Origin of the sequence: Anaerobutyricum hallii, from assembly GCF_900209925.1 — a bacterium.
GTDB lineage: Bacteria > Bacillota > Clostridia > Lachnospirales > Lachnospiraceae > Anaerobutyricum > Anaerobutyricum soehngenii.
Genome location: NZ_LT907978.1, coordinates 3,215,444 through 3,235,382 on the forward strand (window position 1 = coordinate 3,215,444; position 19,939 = coordinate 3,235,382).

General features: G+C 39.6%; 20 protein-coding genes and 1 tRNA gene. 3 read left to right on the forward strand and 18 right to left on the reverse strand.

The window, feature by feature from the left end; genetic code table 11:
• Positions 1-5 precede the first annotated feature (5 nt).
• Entirely contained in the window at positions 6-914 is a 909-nt protein-coding gene (gene nadA / locus EHLA_RS14570) for a quinolinate synthase NadA (protein ID WP_021906359.1), read from the reverse strand.
• A 394-nt stretch (positions 915-1,308) separates the two neighbouring features.
• On the opposite strand from nadA, the gene EHLA_RS14575 reads away from it, so the two are divergent.
• Positions 1,309-2,223 carry an Ig-like domain-containing protein gene (locus tag EHLA_RS14575; RefSeq protein ID WP_096241314.1) on the forward strand — a complete coding sequence of 305 codons (915 nt, stop codon included), beginning with the start codon at positions 1,309-1,311 and terminating at the stop codon, positions 2,221-2,223.
• Between the two features lie 829 nt (positions 2,224-3,052).
• Here the strand turns inward: EHLA_RS14575 and ftsH are convergent.
• The 8 genes from ftsH to yabP form a co-directional block, all read right to left on the reverse strand.
• Positions 3,053-4,894 (reverse strand): ATP-dependent zinc metalloprotease FtsH, encoded by a 1,842-nt coding sequence (gene ftsH, locus EHLA_RS14580; RefSeq protein WP_123864884.1) that lies wholly within the window; start codon positions 4,892-4,894, stop codon positions 3,053-3,055.
• Between the two features lie 4 nt (positions 4,895-4,898).
• Entirely contained in the window at positions 4,899-5,498 is a 600-nt protein-coding gene (gene hpt / locus EHLA_RS14585; protein WP_242970736.1) for a hypoxanthine phosphoribosyltransferase, read from the reverse strand.
• Positions 5,499-5,514: 16 nt separating this feature from the next.
• Entirely contained in the window at positions 5,515-6,915 is a 1,401-nt protein-coding gene (tilS, locus tag EHLA_RS14590; RefSeq protein ID WP_162290870.1) for a tRNA lysidine(34) synthetase TilS, read from the reverse strand.
• On the reverse strand, positions 6,905-8,296 hold the full coding sequence (locus EHLA_RS14595; protein ID WP_157908609.1) for a SpoIIE family protein phosphatase: 1,392 nt from the start codon (positions 8,294-8,296) through the stop codon (positions 6,905-6,907). Before EHLA_RS14595 ends, tilS begins: the two co-directional genes overlap by 11 nt.
• A gap of 246 nt (positions 8,297-8,542) precedes the next feature.
• A tRNA-Met gene (locus tag EHLA_RS14600) sits at positions 8,543-8,616 on the reverse strand.
• A gap of 87 nt (positions 8,617-8,703) precedes the next feature.
• On the reverse strand, positions 8,704-9,189 hold the full coding sequence (locus EHLA_RS14605; RefSeq protein ID WP_096241318.1) for an FtsB family cell division protein: 486 nt from the start codon (positions 9,187-9,189) through the stop codon (positions 8,704-8,706).
• A 22-nt stretch (positions 9,190-9,211) separates the two neighbouring features.
• Positions 9,212-9,661, reverse strand: a complete 450-nt coding sequence (gene yabQ / locus EHLA_RS14610; protein WP_096241319.1) for a spore cortex biosynthesis protein YabQ — start codon at positions 9,659-9,661, stop codon at positions 9,212-9,214.
• Positions 9,662-9,943: a sporulation protein YabP gene (yabP, locus tag EHLA_RS14615; protein WP_021906369.1), complete on the reverse strand. Its 282-nt coding sequence runs from the start codon at positions 9,941-9,943 to the stop codon at positions 9,662-9,664.
• A gap of 181 nt (positions 9,944-10,124) precedes the next feature.
• Here yabP and EHLA_RS14620 point away from each other — a divergent pair, with 181 nt between their 5' ends.
• Positions 10,125-10,400: an HU family DNA-binding protein gene (locus EHLA_RS14620; protein WP_005348434.1), complete on the forward strand. Its 276-nt coding sequence runs from the start codon at positions 10,125-10,127 to the stop codon at positions 10,398-10,400.
• Positions 10,401-10,460: 60 nt separating this feature from the next.
• Complete coding sequence (locus EHLA_RS14625) at positions 10,461-10,700, forward strand: RNA-binding S4 domain-containing protein (RefSeq protein ID WP_096241320.1); 240 nt, start codon at positions 10,461-10,463, stop codon at positions 10,698-10,700.
• A gap of 205 nt (positions 10,701-10,905) precedes the next feature.
• On the opposite strand, the gene EHLA_RS14630 is transcribed toward EHLA_RS14625, so the two are convergent.
• The 9 genes from EHLA_RS14630 to EHLA_RS14670 all read right to left on the reverse strand — a co-directional run bounded on the left by EHLA_RS14630 (position 10,906) and on the right by EHLA_RS14670 (position 19,577).
• Positions 10,906-11,466 (reverse strand): stage V sporulation T C-terminal domain-containing protein, encoded by a 561-nt coding sequence (locus EHLA_RS14630; RefSeq protein WP_021906370.1) that lies wholly within the window; start codon positions 11,464-11,466, stop codon positions 10,906-10,908.
• A 188-nt stretch (positions 11,467-11,654) separates the two neighbouring features.
• Complete coding sequence (locus EHLA_RS14635) at positions 11,655-12,725, reverse strand: alpha/beta hydrolase (RefSeq protein ID WP_242970737.1); 1,071 nt, start codon at positions 12,723-12,725, stop codon at positions 11,655-11,657.
• A gap of 59 nt (positions 12,726-12,784) precedes the next feature.
• The gene (locus tag EHLA_RS14640; protein ID WP_021906372.1) at positions 12,785-13,498 is read right to left on the reverse strand and encodes a DUF6320 domain-containing protein; all 714 of its coding nucleotides are present in this window, start codon (positions 13,496-13,498) and stop codon (positions 12,785-12,787) included.
• A 35-nt stretch (positions 13,499-13,533) separates the two neighbouring features.
• Positions 13,534-14,820 carry a hypothetical protein gene (locus tag EHLA_RS14645; protein ID WP_096241321.1) on the reverse strand — a complete coding sequence of 429 codons (1,287 nt, stop codon included), beginning with the start codon at positions 14,818-14,820 and terminating at the stop codon, positions 13,534-13,536.
• Between the two features lie 486 nt (positions 14,821-15,306).
• Positions 15,307-15,483, reverse strand: a complete 177-nt coding sequence (locus EHLA_RS16320; protein ID WP_154581296.1) for a hypothetical protein — start codon at positions 15,481-15,483, stop codon at positions 15,307-15,309.
• Between the two features lie 350 nt (positions 15,484-15,833).
• A complete protein-coding gene (locus EHLA_RS14655) occupies positions 15,834-16,610 on the reverse strand; it encodes an ABC transporter ATP-binding protein (protein ID WP_096241323.1) in 777 nt (258 codons plus the stop codon).
• Positions 16,607-17,548, reverse strand: a complete 942-nt coding sequence (locus EHLA_RS14660; protein ID WP_021907663.1) for an ABC transporter permease — start codon at positions 17,546-17,548, stop codon at positions 16,607-16,609. The genes EHLA_RS14655 and EHLA_RS14660 overlap by 4 nt, the downstream gene beginning before the upstream one ends.
• A gap of 54 nt (positions 17,549-17,602) precedes the next feature.
• The gene (locus EHLA_RS14665; protein ID WP_096241324.1) at positions 17,603-18,628 is read right to left on the reverse strand and encodes an ABC transporter substrate-binding protein; all 1,026 of its coding nucleotides are present in this window, start codon (positions 18,626-18,628) and stop codon (positions 17,603-17,605) included.
• Positions 18,629-18,662: 34 nt separating this feature from the next.
• Positions 18,663-19,577: an L-lactate dehydrogenase gene (locus EHLA_RS14670; protein WP_242970738.1), complete on the reverse strand. Its 915-nt coding sequence runs from the start codon at positions 19,575-19,577 to the stop codon at positions 18,663-18,665.
• Between the last annotated feature and the right edge of the window lie 362 nt (positions 19,578-19,939).

The following is a 19,939-nucleotide window of genomic DNA, read 5'->3' on the forward strand; positions in this document are numbered from 1 at the left end:
GCTTACTACTTTGCAGCCAGCTCAAGCATCTTTTCGAGAGGTTTTTTAGAATTCTCTCTTAACGCATCGCTGACATGCACTTCATTCTCTCCTGTTTTTAATACATGGAGAATCTTCTCTAAAGTATTTTTCTTCATATTCGGGCAGACTGGAAGCCTGTCTGGATAATAAAATGTCTTATCTGGATTCTGTGTCTTTAACTTATAACCAACACCTTCTTCTGTACATACGATAAATTCCTGACAGTCACTCTCTGTAACATAATTAATAATACCGGAAGTACTTCCAACATAATCTGCCATTAAGAGAATGGACTCCTGACATTCTCCATGGGCAACAATCTGTGCATCTGGATGCTGTGCCTTTACATTCGCAACATCTTCCGCCTCAATACGCTCATGTGTCGGGCAAAATCCATTATTATAAACAAAATTCTTCTCCGGTACCTGACTGGCAACATAGTGAGCCAGATTACGGTCAGGGATAAAGAAAATATTCTTCTGTGGCAGTTCCTTTACAATCTTAACTGCATTTGCGGAAGTAACACAAACATCAGAATACTCCTTGAGCGCTGCAGTAGAATTGATGTAACATACTACTGCAAGATCATCATATTCCGAACGAACCTTCTTGATCGTCTCGATTTCTGCCATATGCGCCATCGGACAGTCCGCATTCATATCTGGCATTAAAACGGTCTTCTCTGGATTTAAAATCTTTGCGCTCTCGCCCATAAAAGAAACACCACAAAAAACGATTGTCTGCTCCTTTAACTTTGTAGCAACCTTGCTCAAATAAAATGAATCTCCTATGTAATCAGCAATCTCCTGCACCTCAGGACGCACATAGTAATGTGCAAGAATCACTGCATCTTTTTCTTCTTTTAACTTCTTTATTTCTTCTACAATTGTCATGAAATACCCTCCTGTAAGGTATGGCCTTTAAAGACCCCCTTCTGATTTTTGCCAAATTTCTGTCCATTATAACACCAAAGTTTACATCTGACAAGACACCTGTTAAAAAAGTGTAAAGAAGTTTCTGATAGTGTTTGACCCAGTCTTCTTTCCTATGTTACAATTAATTAAGAGGAGGTGCCGGATATGATCTATTTGACAATTCTCAATACAACATCTATTCTATTTTTAAAAATCGGGCGAACGCTTTTGTTCGGTTTTCGTGATGTGATGAAGCTGATTTTTTAAGCGTCTTTTTGTAATGTACAAAAAGGCGCTTTTTTTGACCCGGAAACTCTATGAGCAAATACAGTAAAGACTCTAATGATACATTATTAAGAATGGAGGTCACTTTATGAATACATATTTTAAAAAATCCACAAAGCGGTCTGTTATTTCCATGCTGAGCATTGCCATTACTCTTTGCCTGCTATTTTCCCTTCTTTTTCCGGGAAAAGCTGTTAATGCAGCTCCAAGAATGAGGCTGAATAAAACTGCTGTTACACTGATTCAAGGAAAAACTGTAAAGCTACGAGTAATTGGAACTAAAAAGAAAGTAACATGGAAAAGCAGTAATAAAAAGATTGCAAAGGTAAACAAAAAGGGAGTTGTAAAAGCTTTAAGCCCTGGCAAATGCACCATTACTGCAAAGGTAAGAGGCAAAAAGCTAAAATGTAAAGTAACGGTAGATACCGTTGAACGAATCAATGCGAACAGACTATATGACCTTATACGAAAAAAAGGTAAAAAAGGTACAGGAGAAGAAAAGAATCTAAGAACGATTTCTACAAAGTTTCATCCTAAAGGCACAGATGATTCTATTGAAGTCCGTATTACTGCCTGCCCGGAAAAAGGAAAGCTCCTTTTTAGCTATGATTACGTTCTAGATTCTCCATGGGATAGTTATCATACAGAATTAACCATGAATCTCCTGAAAAAGAAAAATGGTACAATTTCCAGCTCTTATAGAGACCTGTATGTCGATCCTGTATATACTCATTCTGTAAATGGTACGATCTCTACCTTATATGATGGAAAGTCACAGGGGCTTTTCCTGACGGAATGTTATGATGGAGATGATCCAGATGAGGCTTATGATGATGATGTAGAAACTTCTGTTCCTTATAAAGGCAAACCGCGGCCAGAAGATATTAGCAAAGGAATCTACCGAATAAATGATGCTTTTGCCAATTATAACATTTTACTTAAAAAATATGGATACAGCATGAAAAAGATTGGTTTTACCAAATGGAAAAATACAAATAACTAATACGGTACCAAAGCCTCTTTTCGGTATTCCGTCATATATCATTATAATACAGTAAATGAATAATTAGTTCTTCATAAATGCAAAAATGAGAGCAGCCACGATCGCTGCTCTCTTTGGAGAAGGTATTCTTGTTACACTAAATGCAACAAAACTTATAATGTATTGGGGGGGGTTACGAGTATTATAATAGCATTCCCTACCACGAAAGTGTGCATAAACATGAAGAAATTTCAAAATATTTTTTATGCATTTTTCGCAATGAAATACCCTCCATTGCCAATATTAAACTCAATCTTTTGTTCATATATAACAACTTCCTACAGTATTCAACGAAAAACACCAATTTTGTACTTGTAAAAATACTTTTTATGAAGAAAAGAAACAGCAACCAGAAATGATATACAGGATAAAATGCTAAGATTGTCACAGCACAAAAAATCTTGTTCGGCATTTTTATTTGCTCTGTCATCAGATTCTATGCTGTATATCATTTCTGGTTTTCTGTTTTTGATATAAATATAGAAATAAATAGTTTTTGGTGGATAGAGTAAAGGATTGGTCAAAATGATGTAACTTTTATTTTGCAAGAATCTATGAAATAATTTGAGAAAAACACAAAAAAAGATGACCAACGAACGGTCATCTTTTTGGAGAAGGTATTTTTGTTACTTATTGGGTGTAGCAAAACTATATAATGTATTGGGGGGGTTACGAGTATTATAATAGCATTGGGTCACCCGAAAGTGTGCATAAAGTTTTATTTAATTGAAAAAAATTTTTGTGCAGATTCATTCGAATTCTGACGTCTTTTGTCAATTTGTCGAAAAGACTATAAATTCTCTTCGTCTGCTTCGTTATTTTTAAACAATGCCTCAAATTCTTCTCTGCTTATGCGTTCTTTTTCAAGAAGAAGGCTTGCACAGGAATGAAGAACATCCATATTTTCTGTGAGGATTCTCTTTGCATCTGTATAACAGTCATCCACAAGCTTCTTTACTTCTTTATCAATGATACTTGCAACTTCCTCGCTAAAGCTTCTGGAATGTCCAAGATCACGTCCAAGAAATACTTCGTCTGTATTCTCTTCATAGTTGATAAAGCCAAGTTTTTCGGACATACCAAACTTCGTGATCATACTTCGTGCAGTATCGGTTACCTGTTTGATATCCTGAGAAGCTCCTGTAGTTACATCATCAAAAATTAATTCTTCGGCAATACGTCCACCCATACCTACTTTGATTTCCTGGATCATACGACCTCTTGTTTCAAATACGTTATCATTCTCCGGTACCGGCATCGTATAGCCTGCGGCCCCCATACCAGTAGGGATGATCGATACCGTATAAACAGGTCCTACGTCTGGAAGAAGGTGGAAAAGAATCGCATGACCTGCCTCATGATAGGCTGTGATCTTACGCTCTAATTCTGGCACAAGACGGCTCTTCTTCTCTGTTCCGATTCCTACTTTAATGAAAGACTTTCTAATATCCTCCATACGGATAAAGCGTGCATTATTTCTTGCTGCATGAATTGCCGCTTCATTCATAAGGTTCTCAAGGTCTGCTCCGGAAAATCCCGGTGTTGTGCGGGCAATCTGATGTAAATCTACATCTTCCGCAAGCGGTTTGCCCTTCACGTGAACTTTAAGGATTTCTTCTCTTCCTTTTACATCTGGTCTGCCAACTGCTACTTTACGGTCAAAACGACCCGGTCTTAAAATAGCAGGGTCAAGAATATCTACGCGGTTTGTTGCTGCCATCACGATGATTCCTTCATTCACACCAAAACCATCCATCTCTACGAGAAGCTGGTTCAATGTCTGCTCTCTTTCATCATGACCGCCGCCAAGACCAGTTCCTCTTCTTCTTGCGACCGCATCAATCTCATCAATAAAAACAATACATGGTGCGTTCTTCTTCGCATCTTCAAATAAATCTCTTACTCGAGAAGCTCCGACACCGACAAACATTTCCACAAAGTCAGAACCGGAAATACTGAAAAATGGTACTCCTGCCTCGCCGGAAACAGCTTTGGCAAGTAATGTTTTACCGGTTCCTGGAGGGCCTACTAAGATAACTCCTTTTGGAATTCTGGCTCCCACTTCAATATACTTTTGCGGATTCTTTAAGAAATCTACGATTTCTTTTAATTCTTCCTTTTCTTCCTGTAATCCGGCAACCTGATCAAAGCGGATATTCTGTGTTCCCGGATCCTGCATCTTTGCGCGGCTCTTTCCAAAATTCATCATCTTGTTTCCACCGCCGCCTCCTCCGGATGCACGACTCATCATAGCAAACATAAACATTAGAATCACACCGATAACGATCCAGGGAAGTATCATAGAAAGCCAGCCTGCATCAGATGACTTTACATCATCTACATGGCAGGTTACTTTATACTGCTGTGCCAGTTCAATGATTTTATTCACATCTGTCACGTGAACTACCTTTTTCTCCCCGTCACTTAGCTTTACGATCGCTGAACCAGTCGGTACCTGTGCATTCTGCACTACCTCTACTGATCTTACTTTATTCTTTGCAATATCGGACTCGAATCTCTCATAAGAGTACGAGCTGCTTCTGCCTCCTGACATGAGGCTCTTCTCGGCAAAATAATTGCCAAACATATATACCGCTAAGAATACCACCAGTAAAATGGCGGTATTTCTCATATTTTTATTCAACGTTTTCTCCTTTCTCTTCCCCGGTAACATTCTCTGCTCCCTCTGCTGTTTCCGGAGCATCTTCTGCTGCATCCGGCTCTACAACTCCGATAAATGGAAGATTTCTATATTTCTGCGCATAATCAAGTCCGTATCCTACAACGAACTCATCCGGGATATCAAATCCAAGATAATCAATCTGAACTTCTACTTCACGACGGTCTGGCTTATTTAAAAGAGCACACAGACGAATACTTGCCGGATTTCTCTGTTTTAATACAGGAATAAGGTAATGAAGTGTTCTTCCGGAATCGATGATATCCTCCACGATAATTACTTCTTTATTCTCCATCGTATCATCAAGGTCCTTCTTAATACGTACGATTCCTGAACTTTCTGTTGCATTACCATAACTGGATACCTGCATAAAGTCAAGAGAAACCGGTACAGTGATTCTCTTTGCCAGTTCACATGCAAAAAATACACCGCCCTTTAAAATACAGATTAAATGCACTTCTTTACCTGCATAATCTTTACTGATCTGTTCTCCGATTTCTTTAATCTTCGCATCCACTGTCTCTTCTGGAATTAAAACATTAATTTTATCTGCCATCTTTGTGTCCTCCATTTTAAAATTCTTTACTTTCTTCTCTTTTTTGCACCGATACTTTAAGCACTCGCTTTGTATCGCTGCTTACCTTGTAAAACTCACTGATCCGTCCTCCCAGGATCCACATGATATGGGAGCCATCTGCCAGCAAAACCTGCTTTTCTCTGTCGGCAGAAGGAACTTTCGCATCAATAAAATAACGTGCCAGAGATTTATGGTGGCCTTCTTTATCCATAATAAAATAATCGCCGCTCTCTCTGGTTCTTAAACAGGGTTTATATTTCATTTTATCATAATCAAAGTATTTCACACAATCCCTTTTTGCAACTTTACCGCCATTCCATGGTAAAATAGAAAATTCTACTTCTAATGAATCTTCTATCGCATTTTCTAAGGAATTTTCTAACGTATGCTCTGCGGATTTCGCAGATTTCGATTTCTTTGTTAAAACCAATCCTTCTCCTGTCTTTCTTGCGAGAACATTATAAGGACAATCCTGCTGTTTTCCTTCCTGATTCCCCATGAGCGTAAGAAGCTGCTCAATATGTACAAGTGAAATATCTTTTTGATGTCCACATGTTTCAAAAAGCATCCGCCGCAAGATTTCTTTTTGTTCAAACAGATCCATCTCATAAAATACCTGTTCTTCCAGAAGCAATTCTCCGTTTTCCCTGTGAACTACCTTTTCCTTATATAATGCATCCATTTTGGGCGCAATATACGCTAATAATTCCTGCATCTGCATTCCAAGTTCACTGACATGTACCGTTGCTTTCTTATTAATATGTTCCATTTCCGGTAAAATGCGGTGCCTGATATAATTCCGGCTATATTCCTCACATTTATTTGTACTGTCATCCACATAATCCTGCTTTAATTCTTTTAAAACATCTATGATTTCTTCTCTGGACAGACATAAAAACGGTCGAATAATCTCCCCGTTTACAGGTAAGATTCCCGCCATTCCCTGCACGCCTGTCCCACGTATCATCCGGAAAAGAATCGTTTCCGCCACATCATTTTGGTGATGGGCTACTGCTATCTTACTACACTGATGCTTCCTGGCATAGTTTGTAAAACACTCATATCGGGCAAGTCTCCCTGCCTCTTCCTCTGAACACTTTTTCTCACGACTTTCTTTTTTTATGTCACGATATTCTACATGCAGAGGAATATTCCACTGCCGGCAAAATTCCCGGACAAACTCTTCATCTCGCTTTGCCTCATCTCCCCGAAGCATGTGATTCACATGTACTGCGTACAAATTTAGAGCAAGAGATTCCTTTTTTGCAAGGAAATATCTCGCCAGACAGACAGAATCTGCCCCACCGGAAATCCCAAGCAAAATATGGTCTCCTCTTTCTATCAGCTTCCATTTTTTCAAAAAGCGGTCCACGCGCTCCCATTGTTTATTCCACATTTCTGTGTCCTTTCTCCCAGATTGACGCAACCAGTACTGTGCGGTCATCATCATAACCATCCTCAAGCACCGGAACGGCCTCTATCAGTTGATCTGCAAAGACCTGTGCGTTGTCTGTCTTTATTTTTTCAATCAGGCTTTCCATGCGAAATGGAATTTCAGGCATATTTTCAAACTCCAACATTCCATCTGACACCATGATGACCATATCTCCATCATATAGCTTTTTATATTTCAAGTCAAACTGCTGGTTGATTCGACAGCCCGGGGGAAGTGCCGCCGGCACGATACGTTCTACTGAATTTCGATGCCGGATAAATGTAGCCATCCCTCCCGCTTTTAAAAGTTTCAGTATTCCTGTTTTTAACGAAATTACGGCCGCATCAATGGTAGAAAATGCTTTCCTGTCCTGAAAAAGCAAGGCGTCCTGTATCATTTCCAGCGCAAATTCTTCGGAAAGACCAGCCTCTAACAAGTCCTCTAATGTCTCGATCAGTCTCCGGCTATCCTCATATGCCTTTTTCCCTGTTCCCATTCCATCTGAAAGAAGCATCACTGCCCTCTTTCGTCCAAAATTCGTAAACGAAAACGTATCTCCGCATACATTCTCACCCTTTTTATTACAACACTTCTGTCCAAAAAGAATATGGAATCCATTTTCTTCTATAAAAGAAAGACGATTTTCTCCCGGATGAAGCCAGCTTCCTTCCATCCCTTTATAAAAGGCCTTTTCATAATATTTCTCAAGACATTCTTTTACAAGTACACTCTTCTTCGTCCCCAAAATCGGGCATACGAGTACCGTAAGCTGTAACAGACCGCTTCCATCCACATATTCCCGTCCTCTTATAAAGCGAAGTCCATTCCTGAAAAAAAGATTCTTTAGAGCAATCTTCTTTCTCCCCTGTATTTCTTCTCCCTTTTTCATATGGCCTCTACATTCTTTTATAAACAGACGCTGTTCATCTAATTGCCTGCACATCACCTGCTTCAACTCATCATATCGCTGTTCCCAGTAAATATTTTGATAAATGAGGCGATACAGCCAGGAGATTTCCTCCATAAATGGCTGAAAAAACACACAGGCTCTGCGAAACTTTGCTGAAGCCATACGTCCATCTACACCGGAACACTGGTAAGCCTGTTCTAATATAGCTGCGATCTCTCCAATCGTCTCCTTTTGCTTTACTCCATAACATTCTCTATATTTGGGACATTTTCTGCATACATCCTGTGTAAGGGACTGACATAAAAAGTCCATATCATCTTTCGAAACATCCTTTTTTTCTTCTTTCATCAGACCAATAATTCCAGAAAGTCCTTCTTCAAAAAGGAGCAGGCGCTGTATGGCATCCTGCTCGGTATAATTTCTATTATGCATAATGCTCCCCTCCACATACAACCTAGGAAACATTATAATAAATCTCGCCAGATAATAATGTCGAAAACAGCATTCTGCTTTATTAAAAAACAAAGAATGTTCCTTGGCACATTCTCGCGCCTGCGGCGGTCGCTTGCGACCTCTACCTTATCCGCCGCAGTGCGCATCCTCGCGGAGCGTTTTTTACTTTACAGGAAAGCAATTTCCTGTAAAGTAAAAAAAGACCCATTCGGGTCTTAATCGTAGTAGCGGGAACTGGATTTGAACCAGCGACACCGCGGGTATGAACCGCGTGCTCTAGCCAACTGAGCTATCCCGCCGCACTCAACAGGCAATATCATACCATGTTTCTTCAAATGTGTCAAGCAATTCTTATGAATTATTTTAAATATTATTTTAAATATTTTCTATGGAGTATCCGTTTCAGAACCTGCAGATTCTGTTGTCTGTGTCTCTTCTTTGCTGCTCTCTTCACTGCTCTCCTCACTGCTTTCTTTACTACTCTCTTCACTGGTATCTTCTGATGAAATACCTGTACTGGCTTCTTCTCCCTCTTTTGCTTCCTGTAAAGAAATCTCACCTTCTTTGATCATTCCAAGACGTTCTCTGGCAATCCGCTCTTTAAACTCGTCCGTATTGATTCCCTTATTCTCCTTCTCAAGTGTTTTATTCGTTTGTTCTATATTCTTAACATCCGTTTTTAATTCATCTATCGTTTTCTGATATTTGGCCGCTTTCTTCTCAACTTTCTGATATCCTATGCCAAATGCTCCGAGAATAACAACTGTGCAGATTATAATGATCGCTGACTTCTTCGTAAAAAACTTCTTTTTAAATTGTCTGTTAAACTGCTTACTATTCTTTTGTTTTTTGCGTTTTTTTATTTTTTTCATTTTCTCTGCTTTTCCTTTATTATTATTTATGGTTTCTTATTATTTTAATAGTTTTACGCATATTTTTCAATGTTTTACCCGTATTTTTCACAATTACTTTTCCGGGAAAACCAAAAATCCCTCTTGCAATTTTTATAATCCTGCAAAAAAATCCAACAAGATAAGAAAGAAATTTTCCAACCCACCTGCTCAATACAAAAAAATAAAGAAGCACACCACCTTCTACTCCAAAAAGGCAATAAAAACGTATCATTCCCTGGTTATATACCTGAAATAAAATAAACAGTCCGATTGCCGCCGTAAGGCAGAAAATGATGTCTTCCAAATGGACAATTCTGTTTTTATGTACAAAAGTTTTTCGCAATATCCGGAAGAATTCATACCAGATTCCAAGAAGAACACCATATACCCCACTAAGAGAAAAAAGCTGCAGTTGTCTTATGATTTCCTCTGCTATTTTCCTGTTTTCCATCTAATGGAATAACCTCCTTAGCAAGCCCCCTTTTTCCCCTGTCATTCCTCCTTCATCCGAATAAACCATGCTGTATACAAGTCCCTCTATTTCCACTTCTCCTTTTTCCACCGTCAGTTTTGTTACATGCAGTTCTTCTCCCTGAATCATAAGCATTCCCTGTTCCGTATCTAAAATAATTTCATTGGGATCAAACGAAATCACTTCTTTTACTCCGCTTATAATTCCGCTGCTCCGGTTAAAAATCGAAATCTTATGACTCTTCAAAATTCTTTCTTCCATAAGTTTTATCCTCGTTTTTATTCCTTTTATTATATGTACTACAAATAAAATATATAACCCTGGAAAAATTACAGGAAACACCTTGACAAACATCGCTAAAACCGTTATAACTATGGAAGTACATGCGCTTTTGCGCGATATTTCAACGAGTCAATTGTAAGAATATCAGGAGGAATTTATCATGAATAAAACAGAATTAGTAGCAGCAATTGCAGAGAGAACAGAGTTAACAAAAAAAGATGCTGATCAGGCTTTAAAGGCATTCATTGATGTTGTTGGTGATGAACTCAGCAAAGGCGAGAAGATTCAGTTAGCTGGATTCGGTACTTTCGAAGTAACTGAAAGAGCAGCTCGTGACGGAATCAACCCTAGAACAAAAGAGACAATTCATATCCCAGCTTCCAAAGCTCCTAAGTTCAAAGCTATGAAGTCTTTAAAAGAGAAAGTAAACAACTAATCTCTAGTTTGCTGACACATTCATAGAAGGCATTAAAGGTCAGCGTCCGGGAGGACATTTATGAGACTGGATAAATTTTTAAAAGTTTCACGCTTGATCAAGCGCCGCACCGTAGCGAATGAAGCCTGCGATGCCGGTCGTGTTCTTGTGAATGGCAAGACTGCCAAGGCAAGCCTTAACGTAAAGAATGGCGATATTCTTGAAATCCAATTTGGAAACAAGACCGTAAAAGCCGAGATCCTTGACGTAAAAGACACCGCTAAGAAGGACGAAGCAAAGGAACTTTTCCGTTATTTATAAAAAGATAAAAAAGTCATTATGTAATAACTGCGCCTTAGAGCAATGACGGATGTGGCTAAGCATTCATCCAACAGTGATACGAAGCAGTTTTACATAATGACTTTTTTAAGTTTTATCTATGACTAACTTACTGTTTTCATCGACATTCAAGTCGAGCAGTCACTCACCACCTAAAAGAGGTGGGAGTCTTCTTGACTGAGATAATTTAAATCGTAATTTGTTTGCCCAAAAACTCAGCAGCTACCATCGCAACCTTTTTCTCAAACTCTCCAACTTTATACTTTGGGTCTTTGGACTGTATAATAATAGAACCGATAATCTGTCCGTTACTGCGGATCATCTGACGGACCTGTTCTACTTTTTTCACTTCATCTGCACCATCCATGCCCTCTACAACTGGAATAAAGCGACTTCGTTCAGCTAATGGCAACGATTCGTCTCGGTCATCTAAAATACGTTCTAAGCTATGGCTGATTTCCTTACCAACAATACCTTTTAAGCCATCTCCGGCAGCAGCAATTACCTTTTCCCTGTCTGTAATAAACACGATCTTATCTGTCTGATGTGCCACACATTGAGCAAATTCTTCTGAAAGAACAGACATCTCCGAAAAGGGCATAAACTTTCGCAATACGATTCCGCCCTCTTTATCCGTATAAATTTCAAGCGGCATCCCTTCTTTTACCTTAAGAGTCTTTCTTATCTCTTTAGGGATAACAACTCTTCCAAGATCATCAATTCTTCTTACAATTCCTGTTGCCTTCATAATATATTTCCTCCTGCATACTCCTTCATAACTATTATGTACTCACAAAATCAAGCACAGGAAAGACTCCGGGAGTACATCAAATAAATCGCATAAATCACAACTTTATACTTTCATATCGAGTGTCTTATCGGTAGTATGTAGAAATTGGATAAAAATATACATTAGTATGATGGTTCTTCTTTCACTTAGCAGTTCAGAAATTCTTCGATTTCTTTCCATGCATTTCTGGATTCTTTCATCATTTTCATTCCAAGCTGAAAGACATGGAACATTTCATCGTAAACTGTAAGGTGAACTTCACATCCGGCAGCTTTTGCCTTTTTCGCTGCTCTTACACTATCGCTTAAAAGCATTTCCGCTCCTCCTACCTGAAAAAGCATTGGAGGAAGCCCTTCATAATCACCGTAAAGCGGGGAAATGTATGGCAATTTCGAATCGTTATCCCCATAATATGCATTATTGTAGATCATACTGTCCGTCGTGTTGCCAAACAGTGGATCTTTTTCAAAGTTTGTTTCATAGGAATCTCCGGTCGCTGCCAAATCTGTCCATGGAGACATTAAAACCAACTTCTTTGGTAATGGTTTCTTTTTATCTTTTAAATAAAGACAAAGCGCTAAGGCAAGTCCACCTCCGGCAGAATCTCCGGCAACAACAATCTTGTCACTCGCACATCCCATCTCAAGAAGCCATTCATATGCTGCACAGGCATCTTCTAATGCGGCCGGATACGGATTTTCCGGTGCAACACGATAATCCACAGAAAGAACTGCCCTCTTTCCAGGCATTTTCGCATATAATACTGCAAAGTCCCGATAAGCATTTCGAATCTTTCCAATATATCCACCACCATGAAGCTGTAAAACAACTTCTCGGTTCTCCATCAATAATCTCTCGGCCGTATCTACCTGTTCAGAATCCCCCGCATTGTCTCCTATCTGATGCAACAATAATTCCATTGAAAAATTCGACATCTCAATCGGCACCAGCGAAAACCCTCTTGGCGGATGCCATGCCGGTTCCATATCTGCCACTCTCTTTCGTAATGTTCCGTCCTGAATCAACGGACCGATTCCATGAAGAGAAGTCGCAAGCGCGATTACATTCTTTGACACTGCCGCCGCCAGACTAATTGACTTTTGCTTCCTGCGTTTCTTACGCATCGCCCGTTCCCGCCGAAGCATCTGTTCCATTGCCGACTTGTCCACAGTCTTTCCTCTTCTTCTGATACTTGTCCCCAAATCTCTTCTGCTCATTCACATCTCCTGTTCATTTACTATTTTATAATAAACTATAAATTCAAATTTCAAACATGCTATATATGCAGCTTTCTTTTTAATTCATTCTTTGCCTTACGGTCTCCGATGAGCATCGTTCCACTCCATAAAAGTACAGACAGCCCCAGTGCGATCCAGGCAAGTACAATATGATGAAAATACCCTTTAAAATGTAATACAACATCCACGATACTTAAAGCAATTGCCGCCAGCTGCATCAAAAGATAATTCTGCCAACTTGAGGAATTAACACTCATACATATGATAATCGCAAGAACCAGACCGTAAATAATACATGGTAAGCCAAATTCAAGTGACCACCCTTTCCAGTCAAGGGAATAGTCAATCAGCACCAGCAATCCCAGTATAACAAAAATCTGTGTATAAATCTTTCGAATATGCCCCTGTCTTCTGCTGAAAATATCCCAAAGAGTCAGGATCAGATACGCAATGATTCCCCCTGTTACAACCGACCAGTACTTCGGGGCAGCATCGAAGGTCAGATAATTGATAAATGCAAGAAGCATCTCCACCGCCAGCGAAATAAATAAAAGAATTCTTCCTGCTTTTCGAAAGCGTCTTGTATTCTTCTTCACATCCGGATAACCCGGTCTCTGCACTCCCTGCATTTTATTTGCGTTATGATCCAAACTTTGTTCCATCGATTTATTTTCTGTCAGAATCGTGTGGCAGAGCGGGCACACCATCGTATCATCTGCAACCCATACATTACATCTTTTACATTTATTCATGGGAAAACGCACCTCCCATCAAAAAACAGTTTTTATCAATCATAATACACCCCATTCGTTTCAATCTCCACTTCAATACCATCCTCCACAAGGCTACGGAAAAATACTTTCTGTACAGATGTATCTTTTAAGAGAGAACTAAATGTAAATGTCAGCTCATCTCCATAAGAACAGACCGTTGCTTTTGTATTCTGCCCGACAGAAGGCGATAATATGATCTGAAAACGCTTAATATATGGTTCATATGCTTTATCTACTACCATTCTTCCCATATTTGTAATCGTTGTTGTTGTTGCCTTTGCACTCGTTAAATATACAAACTTTATTGCCGGTTTTTTCAAAAAAAGAGGGACGACCCGCAATGCATAATTCTTCTGATTCGACACATTATAGGCAATCATCCTTTCCAGATTTTCCTGCGTTATCTGCTTCTTCAACTCTTTCTGCACAAGCTTCATAACTTCCTGCCGCTCATATTTTTCCTTTTCCGGTAAAAAGGCAGCACTCGCCATCGCAAAAAAGTTCCTTGTTGTCATTGATTCAAAAAACGACCGCAAATTCACTGGAACACAAAGTACAATCGGCTTTTTCGAAGTATTTTCATGCAAATATCCTTTATAAATACTATATACAAAAATGCCAGATAAATATTCATTAATACTCATTCCAAGCTCTTTTGCCTTCTCTTTAAGCTGCTTCACTGACATATACCCATGAATAGTCCCTAGTTCACCTCGAACAAGATGTTCTCCCTTCATATGCACTGCCGGAACAGACTTATAAGTCTTCTTCCCTGCCTTTTTATAATTCTTTAAATAACTGTCCTCCGTATCAAGCGATGTATCATCACAAAGCCGGTCACCCATCTCACCCGAAAGCTGCGGATAACAAATCCTCAAATACTGATATGTCAGCTCCCTTAAAAAATTCACTGCACCCATTCCATCTGCAAGCGCATGAAATACTTCCAAATTAATTCTATTTTTATAATAAGTAACACGAAAAAGATAATTTCTATTCTCATGACGTTCCACATAACGACAAGGAAAATCCTGTTCTTCCCGCACAACAGGCTTCCCTTTTGTATTTGTTTCAAAATAATACCAGAACATTCCTGTTCGCATCCGGACGTTCATCGTATTAAACCAGGGCAAAACCTGCTCTAACGCTTCCTGCAAACACTCCGGACGGATATCTTCAGAAAGAATCACCGCAATTCGATATACATTTGTCATCGTCTCATTCGCGATAACCGGAAAAAGATTCGCCGTATTATCAAGCTTCTCCCAACGCATTTCTTTTTTCTGAACCCTGCTTTTCATCTCTATCTTATACTCCTGTCTGTATGATATTCTTCACGCAGTTTTTTTCAAGAATGCCCCGGCATTCTTGCTGCGAGATGCGCGTCATGCAATGCATGACATACTTCTTCTGCGCATCTCTGCAAGTCTACACTCCGTTTCGGTCGGCGCAAAACCATTGTCCACCGGACAATGTGCGCCCTGCCGGAGGCTATATCAGATGGGAGATTGACTCCCCCACTGATACTGATTTGTTGCTCGCCACCTACAGAGGTGGGAGTCATCTCACATCTGATATATATATTAACACAAAATGTTGCATTCTTCCCCAAATCTTTGAATTAATTTTGTCGGATTGGAATAAACAGAACACCGGCAATGTAAATAGATATAAATTGTGACTTGGAGCAAGCTCTTAATGCAGTTGAGCATTAAGAGTGCAGTGATACGGAACAATTTATATCTATTTACATTGCCGGTGTTCGTCTATTTTACGACCTTACAAAATTAATCTATAATCTCTTTCACCCTCTCCACACTGATTTCTGCTATCGCTGCTATCTGCTCTAAAGGGAACTCTGCCTCATGCATTTTAGTAACTACTCTAACTAATTTTTGTTTTTCTCCTTTTTCCTGTCCTTCTTCAAATGCTTCTTCCCTAATCCCCTGACTTAAATTACACATTTCCTTCACATCCTTTCTTATATCATTCTCCAATGAAAGATAATATCAAAACGTATCAGCTTTATGCAAGAGGAAGTTTAATTTGTAAGTCTATGAAAACGGCGAAATCAGTGATTATGAAGATGGAGCAGATAACATATTCCAGAGTTCTAATTTTTCCTGTCACCATCCCCAAATCTTTGAATTAATTTTGTCGGATTGGAATAAACAGAACACCGGCAATGTAAATAGATATAAATTGTGACTTGGAGCAAGCTCTTAATGCGGTTGAGCATTAAGAGTGCAGTGATACGGAACAATTTATATCTATTTACATTGCCGGTGTTCGTCTACTTTACAACCTTACAAAATTAACCTCTCTTATGTGCTTTTCCATAAAAGAGTTCGGCTAATTTCCCGGTTGTCATTTCTTCTCGTTCTTTTCCGGTCAAATCCATAACTATTTTTCCGGAATCAAGCATGATCGTCCTGCTGCCATATTCCAGAGCATATTCCATATCATGCGTAATCATCAACGTAGTAATTTTATTTTCCTCAACGATTTTTTTCGTTAATGCCATAACTTTTTCGGCTGCACCAGGGTCAAGCGCAGCGGTATGTTCATCAAGTAATAAAAGTTCCGGCTCCGCAATCGTTGCCATTAAAAGAGAGGCCGCCTGGCGCTGTCCTCCGGAAAGAAGTCCAATTTTCGTTTTCATCCTGTCTTCAAGCCCCATTCCAAGGGTGGAAAGAACTTCTCTGAAATAGGAGCTGTCTTTTTTATTTAAGGCAAAGAAAGATGGGGAAGCCTTTCTTGTGTAAGCAAGGGCAAGGTTTTCCTCAATGGTGAGGTTCGGAGCTGTTCCACGAAGTGGATTCTGGTAAAGGCATCCGATGTTTAAGGCACGTTTGTAGTCTTTTAATTTCGTAATGTCTTTATCCCCTAAATATACTTTTCCTTCGTCTGGAAAAAGGCTTCCGAGAATAACATTAAACATCGTTGATTTTCCGGAACCGTTTGAGCCTAAAACTGTGACAAACTGCCCCGGCTCTACTGTAAGATTCAAATGATCAAGGGCAACCTTTTCATTGACAGTATTCGCCTCAAACTTTTTTGTAATATCCACAAGTTTTAACTGACTACTCATTTGCGGCTGCCCCCTTTCTTTTTATAATTCTTCTGCAGCCATGGGATAACTAATGCGATCACAACGATAACTGCTGATAATAATTTGACTGCATAGCTTGGCATATCAACTTTGTAAGCAAGCTGAATGATAATGCGGTATAGCAATGATCCAAGAACAACACCAACTGCCTGCACTGTCACTGAATGGGTTCCAAAGAATGTAAGACCGATGATTACTGAGGCAAGCCCCATAACAAGCATACCATTTCCACAGTTTAAGTCTGCGTATTTCTGATACTGGCAAAGCAATGCTCCGGAAAATGCAACTAACGCATTGGATATCATTACGCCGCCAATCCTTGACACGTCTGCATTGATCGAGGAGGAACGAACCATCTCTTCATTATCTCCTGTCGCAATAATCGCCATACCATTTCTTGTACGAAAAAATGTAACAAGTACCGCACAGGTTATAACCACAATAATCATAGTAAGTAAAAATGCAACCATACTAGAAGACATATTTTGCCCAAATGCTCTCTGAAACATCTTGTATACAGTATCTGCCGGTTTATTTACTGTAACCCCAAGGCTGTTCTTTGTCTCATACTGTAAATAACGATTAGACTGTCCGCCTAAAATAGCATAATTTACTGTATACAAGCCGGTCATTGTAAGGATACCGGATAAGATCGGTTCTATTTTTAACTTTGTCTGTAAAAGTCCTGTGCAAAGCCCTGCCGCCGCACCGGCAAGTGTACCGGCAATAAGTCCTAAAATCGGATGACCTGCGATTGAAATGATAACACAAGAGGTCATTCCAAATACGAAACTCCCTTCCACAGTAAGGTCGGGAGTTTTTAAAATACTAAATGTCAGAAAAACGCCCAGGGCCATAGGGGCATAAATAAACCCCTGGCCGAGAGCGGAAACTAACATACCTGCTATTTCACTCATGTTTCTATCCTCAATTCTAATTATGTTTCATAATTTATCATCATATGCATTTAATTATTTATTAAAATGACTTGTTCCGTCCTCTTCTACAAGTACATCAAATCCTTCAAATGCCTTTTTATCAAAGTTTCCGCCAAACTGTTTTACAGCCTGCATATTTACGTATTTGGCGTAATCAGAAATTGTCTCATAAGGAATATCGAAAGGCTTCTCCCCATTTGCAATTTTTTCTACCATGTCAGCAACCTGTTTTCCAAGCTGTACATAATTTACACCAACTGTTGCAAATCCACCATCTGCAACCATGGAATCTGCACCACAGTAAATAGGAATCTTCTTTGCATAAGCAGCATCTGTATATGTTGCCATTGCGGAAGCGATTGTATTATCATTACCGGTATAAAGAGCATCTACTCCTTTGGAAATCAGAGATTCTACAGCTGTCTGAAGTTCAGAAACGTTAGCAATAGAGGACTCTTCATAAGCAATCTTGTTATCATCACAGTATTTCTTTGCTGCTGTAATCGTTGATACGGAGTTTGTTTCGCTGGATGTATACAGGAAGCCAATCTTCTTATAATCCGGCTGGAAGTTCGCGATCAGCTTAACGATTTCATCTGCTGGAATATTGTTAGAAACACCTGTGATGTTCGCACAATCTTCTCCTGTAAGACCTGCTGCTTCCGGATCAGAAACTGCTGCAAATACGATCGGGGTATCTTCTCCATCATAAACACTCTTTGCTGTCTGCGCGGTAGAAGTTGCGATAGGCACAACAATATCAACGCCATCTGATTTATAGTTTTCAATGATAGAGCTTAATGCAGTAGTATCCCCATTTGCATTATCCGTTACTACTTTAATATTCTCATCTTTTCCAAGTTCAGAAGTAATCGTATCACGAATCTGATCAAGGGAAGTGTGTGACATCGGCTGTACAACTGCCACCGTAACCTGCTTTCCTGACTTATTTCCTGTACTTCCTTCTGCACTCTTATCAGAGCCACATCCTGTTAAACAAAGCGTACCAACCATTGCTGCCATAATCACTGCACTTACAAATCTTTTCATCTTTCTCATTTTCTTTTCCTTTCTATATCTGTTGTCCGAAGTTCTAATCTTGACTTGCCGTTTCAATATGTTGCTTTATAATCTCGCAAGATCTATTAAGCATTTCCTGCTCTTCTTCTGTCAGTGGAAGTTCTATAATCTTCTCAATTCCATTCTTTCCGATGAGGCAAGGAACACCGCAGTGTACATCATATTGTCCGTATTCACCCTGAAGAAGAACGGAAGCAGGCATGATTTTTTTCTCATCGCGTAGGATACAGGCTGCCATTTCAGTTAAAGCTCTGCCGATACCGAATTCCGTTGACTTTTTGCCCTCGATGATCGTCATTCCAATCTGTCTTGTTGCTTCTAAAACTTTCTCCTTTGAAATGTTATACTCATCAAATGGAATTCCTCCGATTGTTACTGTTGAAAATGGAATCATAGAAGAATCTCCATGCTCTCCAAGTGAAAAAGCCTGGATGGAATGCCTTGACACACCAGATTCTTCACTGAGTGTCCGAATCAGTCTTGCTGTATCAAGCAAAGTTCCTGTACCAAATACTTTGTTTCGCTTTAATCCAAGCCCCTTTCTTACAAAATCCGCTACAATATCCGCCGGATTTGTAATCGTCACAACAATTCCTGAAATCTTGTAAGGACTCAGCTGTGCAAGCAGCTCTTTTAGCATTTCCACCGAACGACCTAACATATCAAGTCTTGTCTGTCCCGGCTTTCTCGCCTCTCCGATTGCTATAACAACAATCGCTGCATCTTCACAATCCTTATAATCTCCGCTTCTGACCACTGTCTCCCTCTCACAGAAACTAACACTATCTGCAATATCAAGTGCCTGTGCATATGCCTTATCTTTATCCACATCTACAAGAACAATCTCATCTGTTATCCCCGAATGTGCCAATGTATATCCACAGTGGGAACCGACATGACCAGCTCCGATAATCACAACCTTTCGCATTTTCATCCTCCTTATCCACAATTATCAAAACATACTCATACAGCCTTTTCATTCCTCACCATTATAGAAATAGGAATCTTTTTACAGAAACGTAATCTCCTGAAAGAGATGGGATTCTTCTCGACTGAGATAAAAAAACGTCCCTGACAAATATTCTCTATCTGTCAAGGACGGGTAAAATTCTAAAACTTCTCCCGCGGTACCACCTTGCTTCATGAAACTCTTCATGCACTCACAGGATACGCATCATATCCCTGACAACTAACGTATGTCTTCACGTCACTGCTAATAAGCAGGTATCCTGCCGTTCACACTGCCCTCCATGGCCCACTTGACAATCTGCGTTCTGTCCGGTTCTCAGC

Coding starts and splice junctions, on each gene's coding strand:
- yabQ (WP_096241319.1), bottom strand. CDS start 9,661: ATGGAAAACAGGAAAATAGCAGAGGAAATCATAAGACAACTGCAGCTT.
- EHLA_RS14665 (WP_096241324.1), bottom strand. CDS start 18,628: ATGAGAAAGATGAAAAGATTTGTAAGTGCAGTGATTATGGCAGCAATG.
- nadA (WP_021906359.1), bottom strand. CDS start 914: ATGACAATTGTAGAAGAAATAAAGAAGTTAAAAGAAGAAAAAGATGCA.
- EHLA_RS14655 (WP_096241323.1), bottom strand. CDS start 16,610: ATGAGTAGTCAGTTAAAACTTGTGGATATTACAAAAAAGTTTGAGGCG.
- EHLA_RS14660 (WP_021907663.1), bottom strand. CDS start 17,548: ATGAGTGAAATAGCAGGTATGTTAGTTTCCGCTCTCGGCCAGGGGTTT.
- EHLA_RS14645 (WP_096241321.1), bottom strand. CDS start 14,820: ATGAAAAGCAGGGTTCAGAAAAAAGAAATGCGTTGGGAGAAGCTTGAT.
- EHLA_RS14575 (WP_096241314.1), top strand. CDS start 1,309: ATGAATACATATTTTAAAAAATCCACAAAGCGGTCTGTTATTTCCATG.
- EHLA_RS16320 (WP_154581296.1), bottom strand. CDS start 15,483: ATGTGTAATTTAAGTCAGGGGATTAGGGAAGAAGCATTTGAAGAAGGA.
- EHLA_RS14630 (WP_021906370.1), bottom strand. CDS start 11,466: ATGAAGGCAACAGGAATTGTAAGAAGAATTGATGATCTTGGAAGAGTT.
- EHLA_RS14670 (WP_242970738.1), bottom strand. CDS start 19,577: ATGCGAAAGGTTGTGATTATCGGAGCTGGTCATGTCGGTTCCCACTGT.
- EHLA_RS14635 (WP_242970737.1), bottom strand. CDS start 12,725: ATGAGCAGAAGAGATTTGGGGACAAGTATCAGAAGAAGAGGAAAGACT.
- EHLA_RS14620 (WP_005348434.1), top strand. CDS start 10,125: ATGAATAAAACAGAATTAGTAGCAGCAATTGCAGAGAGAACAGAGTTA.
- ftsH (WP_123864884.1), bottom strand. CDS start 4,894: ATGAGAAATACCGCCATTTTACTGGTGGTATTCTTAGCGGTATATATG.
- EHLA_RS14605 (WP_096241318.1), bottom strand. CDS start 9,189: ATGAAAAAAATAAAAAAACGCAAAAAACAAAAGAATAGTAAGCAGTTT.
- tilS (WP_162290870.1), bottom strand. CDS start 6,915: ATGTGGAATAAACAATGGGAGCGCGTGGACCGCTTTTTGAAAAAATGG.
- EHLA_RS14595 (WP_157908609.1), bottom strand. CDS start 8,296: ATGCATAATAGAAATTATACCGAGCAGGATGCCATACAGCGCCTGCTC.
- hpt (WP_242970736.1), bottom strand. CDS start 5,498: ATGGCAGATAAAATTAATGTTTTAATTCCAGAAGAGACAGTGGATGCG.
- EHLA_RS14625 (WP_096241320.1), top strand. CDS start 10,461: ATGAGACTGGATAAATTTTTAAAAGTTTCACGCTTGATCAAGCGCCGC.
- EHLA_RS14640 (WP_021906372.1), bottom strand. CDS start 13,498: ATGAATAAATGTAAAAGATGTAATGTATGGGTTGCAGATGATACGATG.
- yabP (WP_021906369.1), bottom strand. CDS start 9,943: ATGGAAGAAAGAATTTTGAAGAGTCATAAGATTTCGATTTTTAACCGG.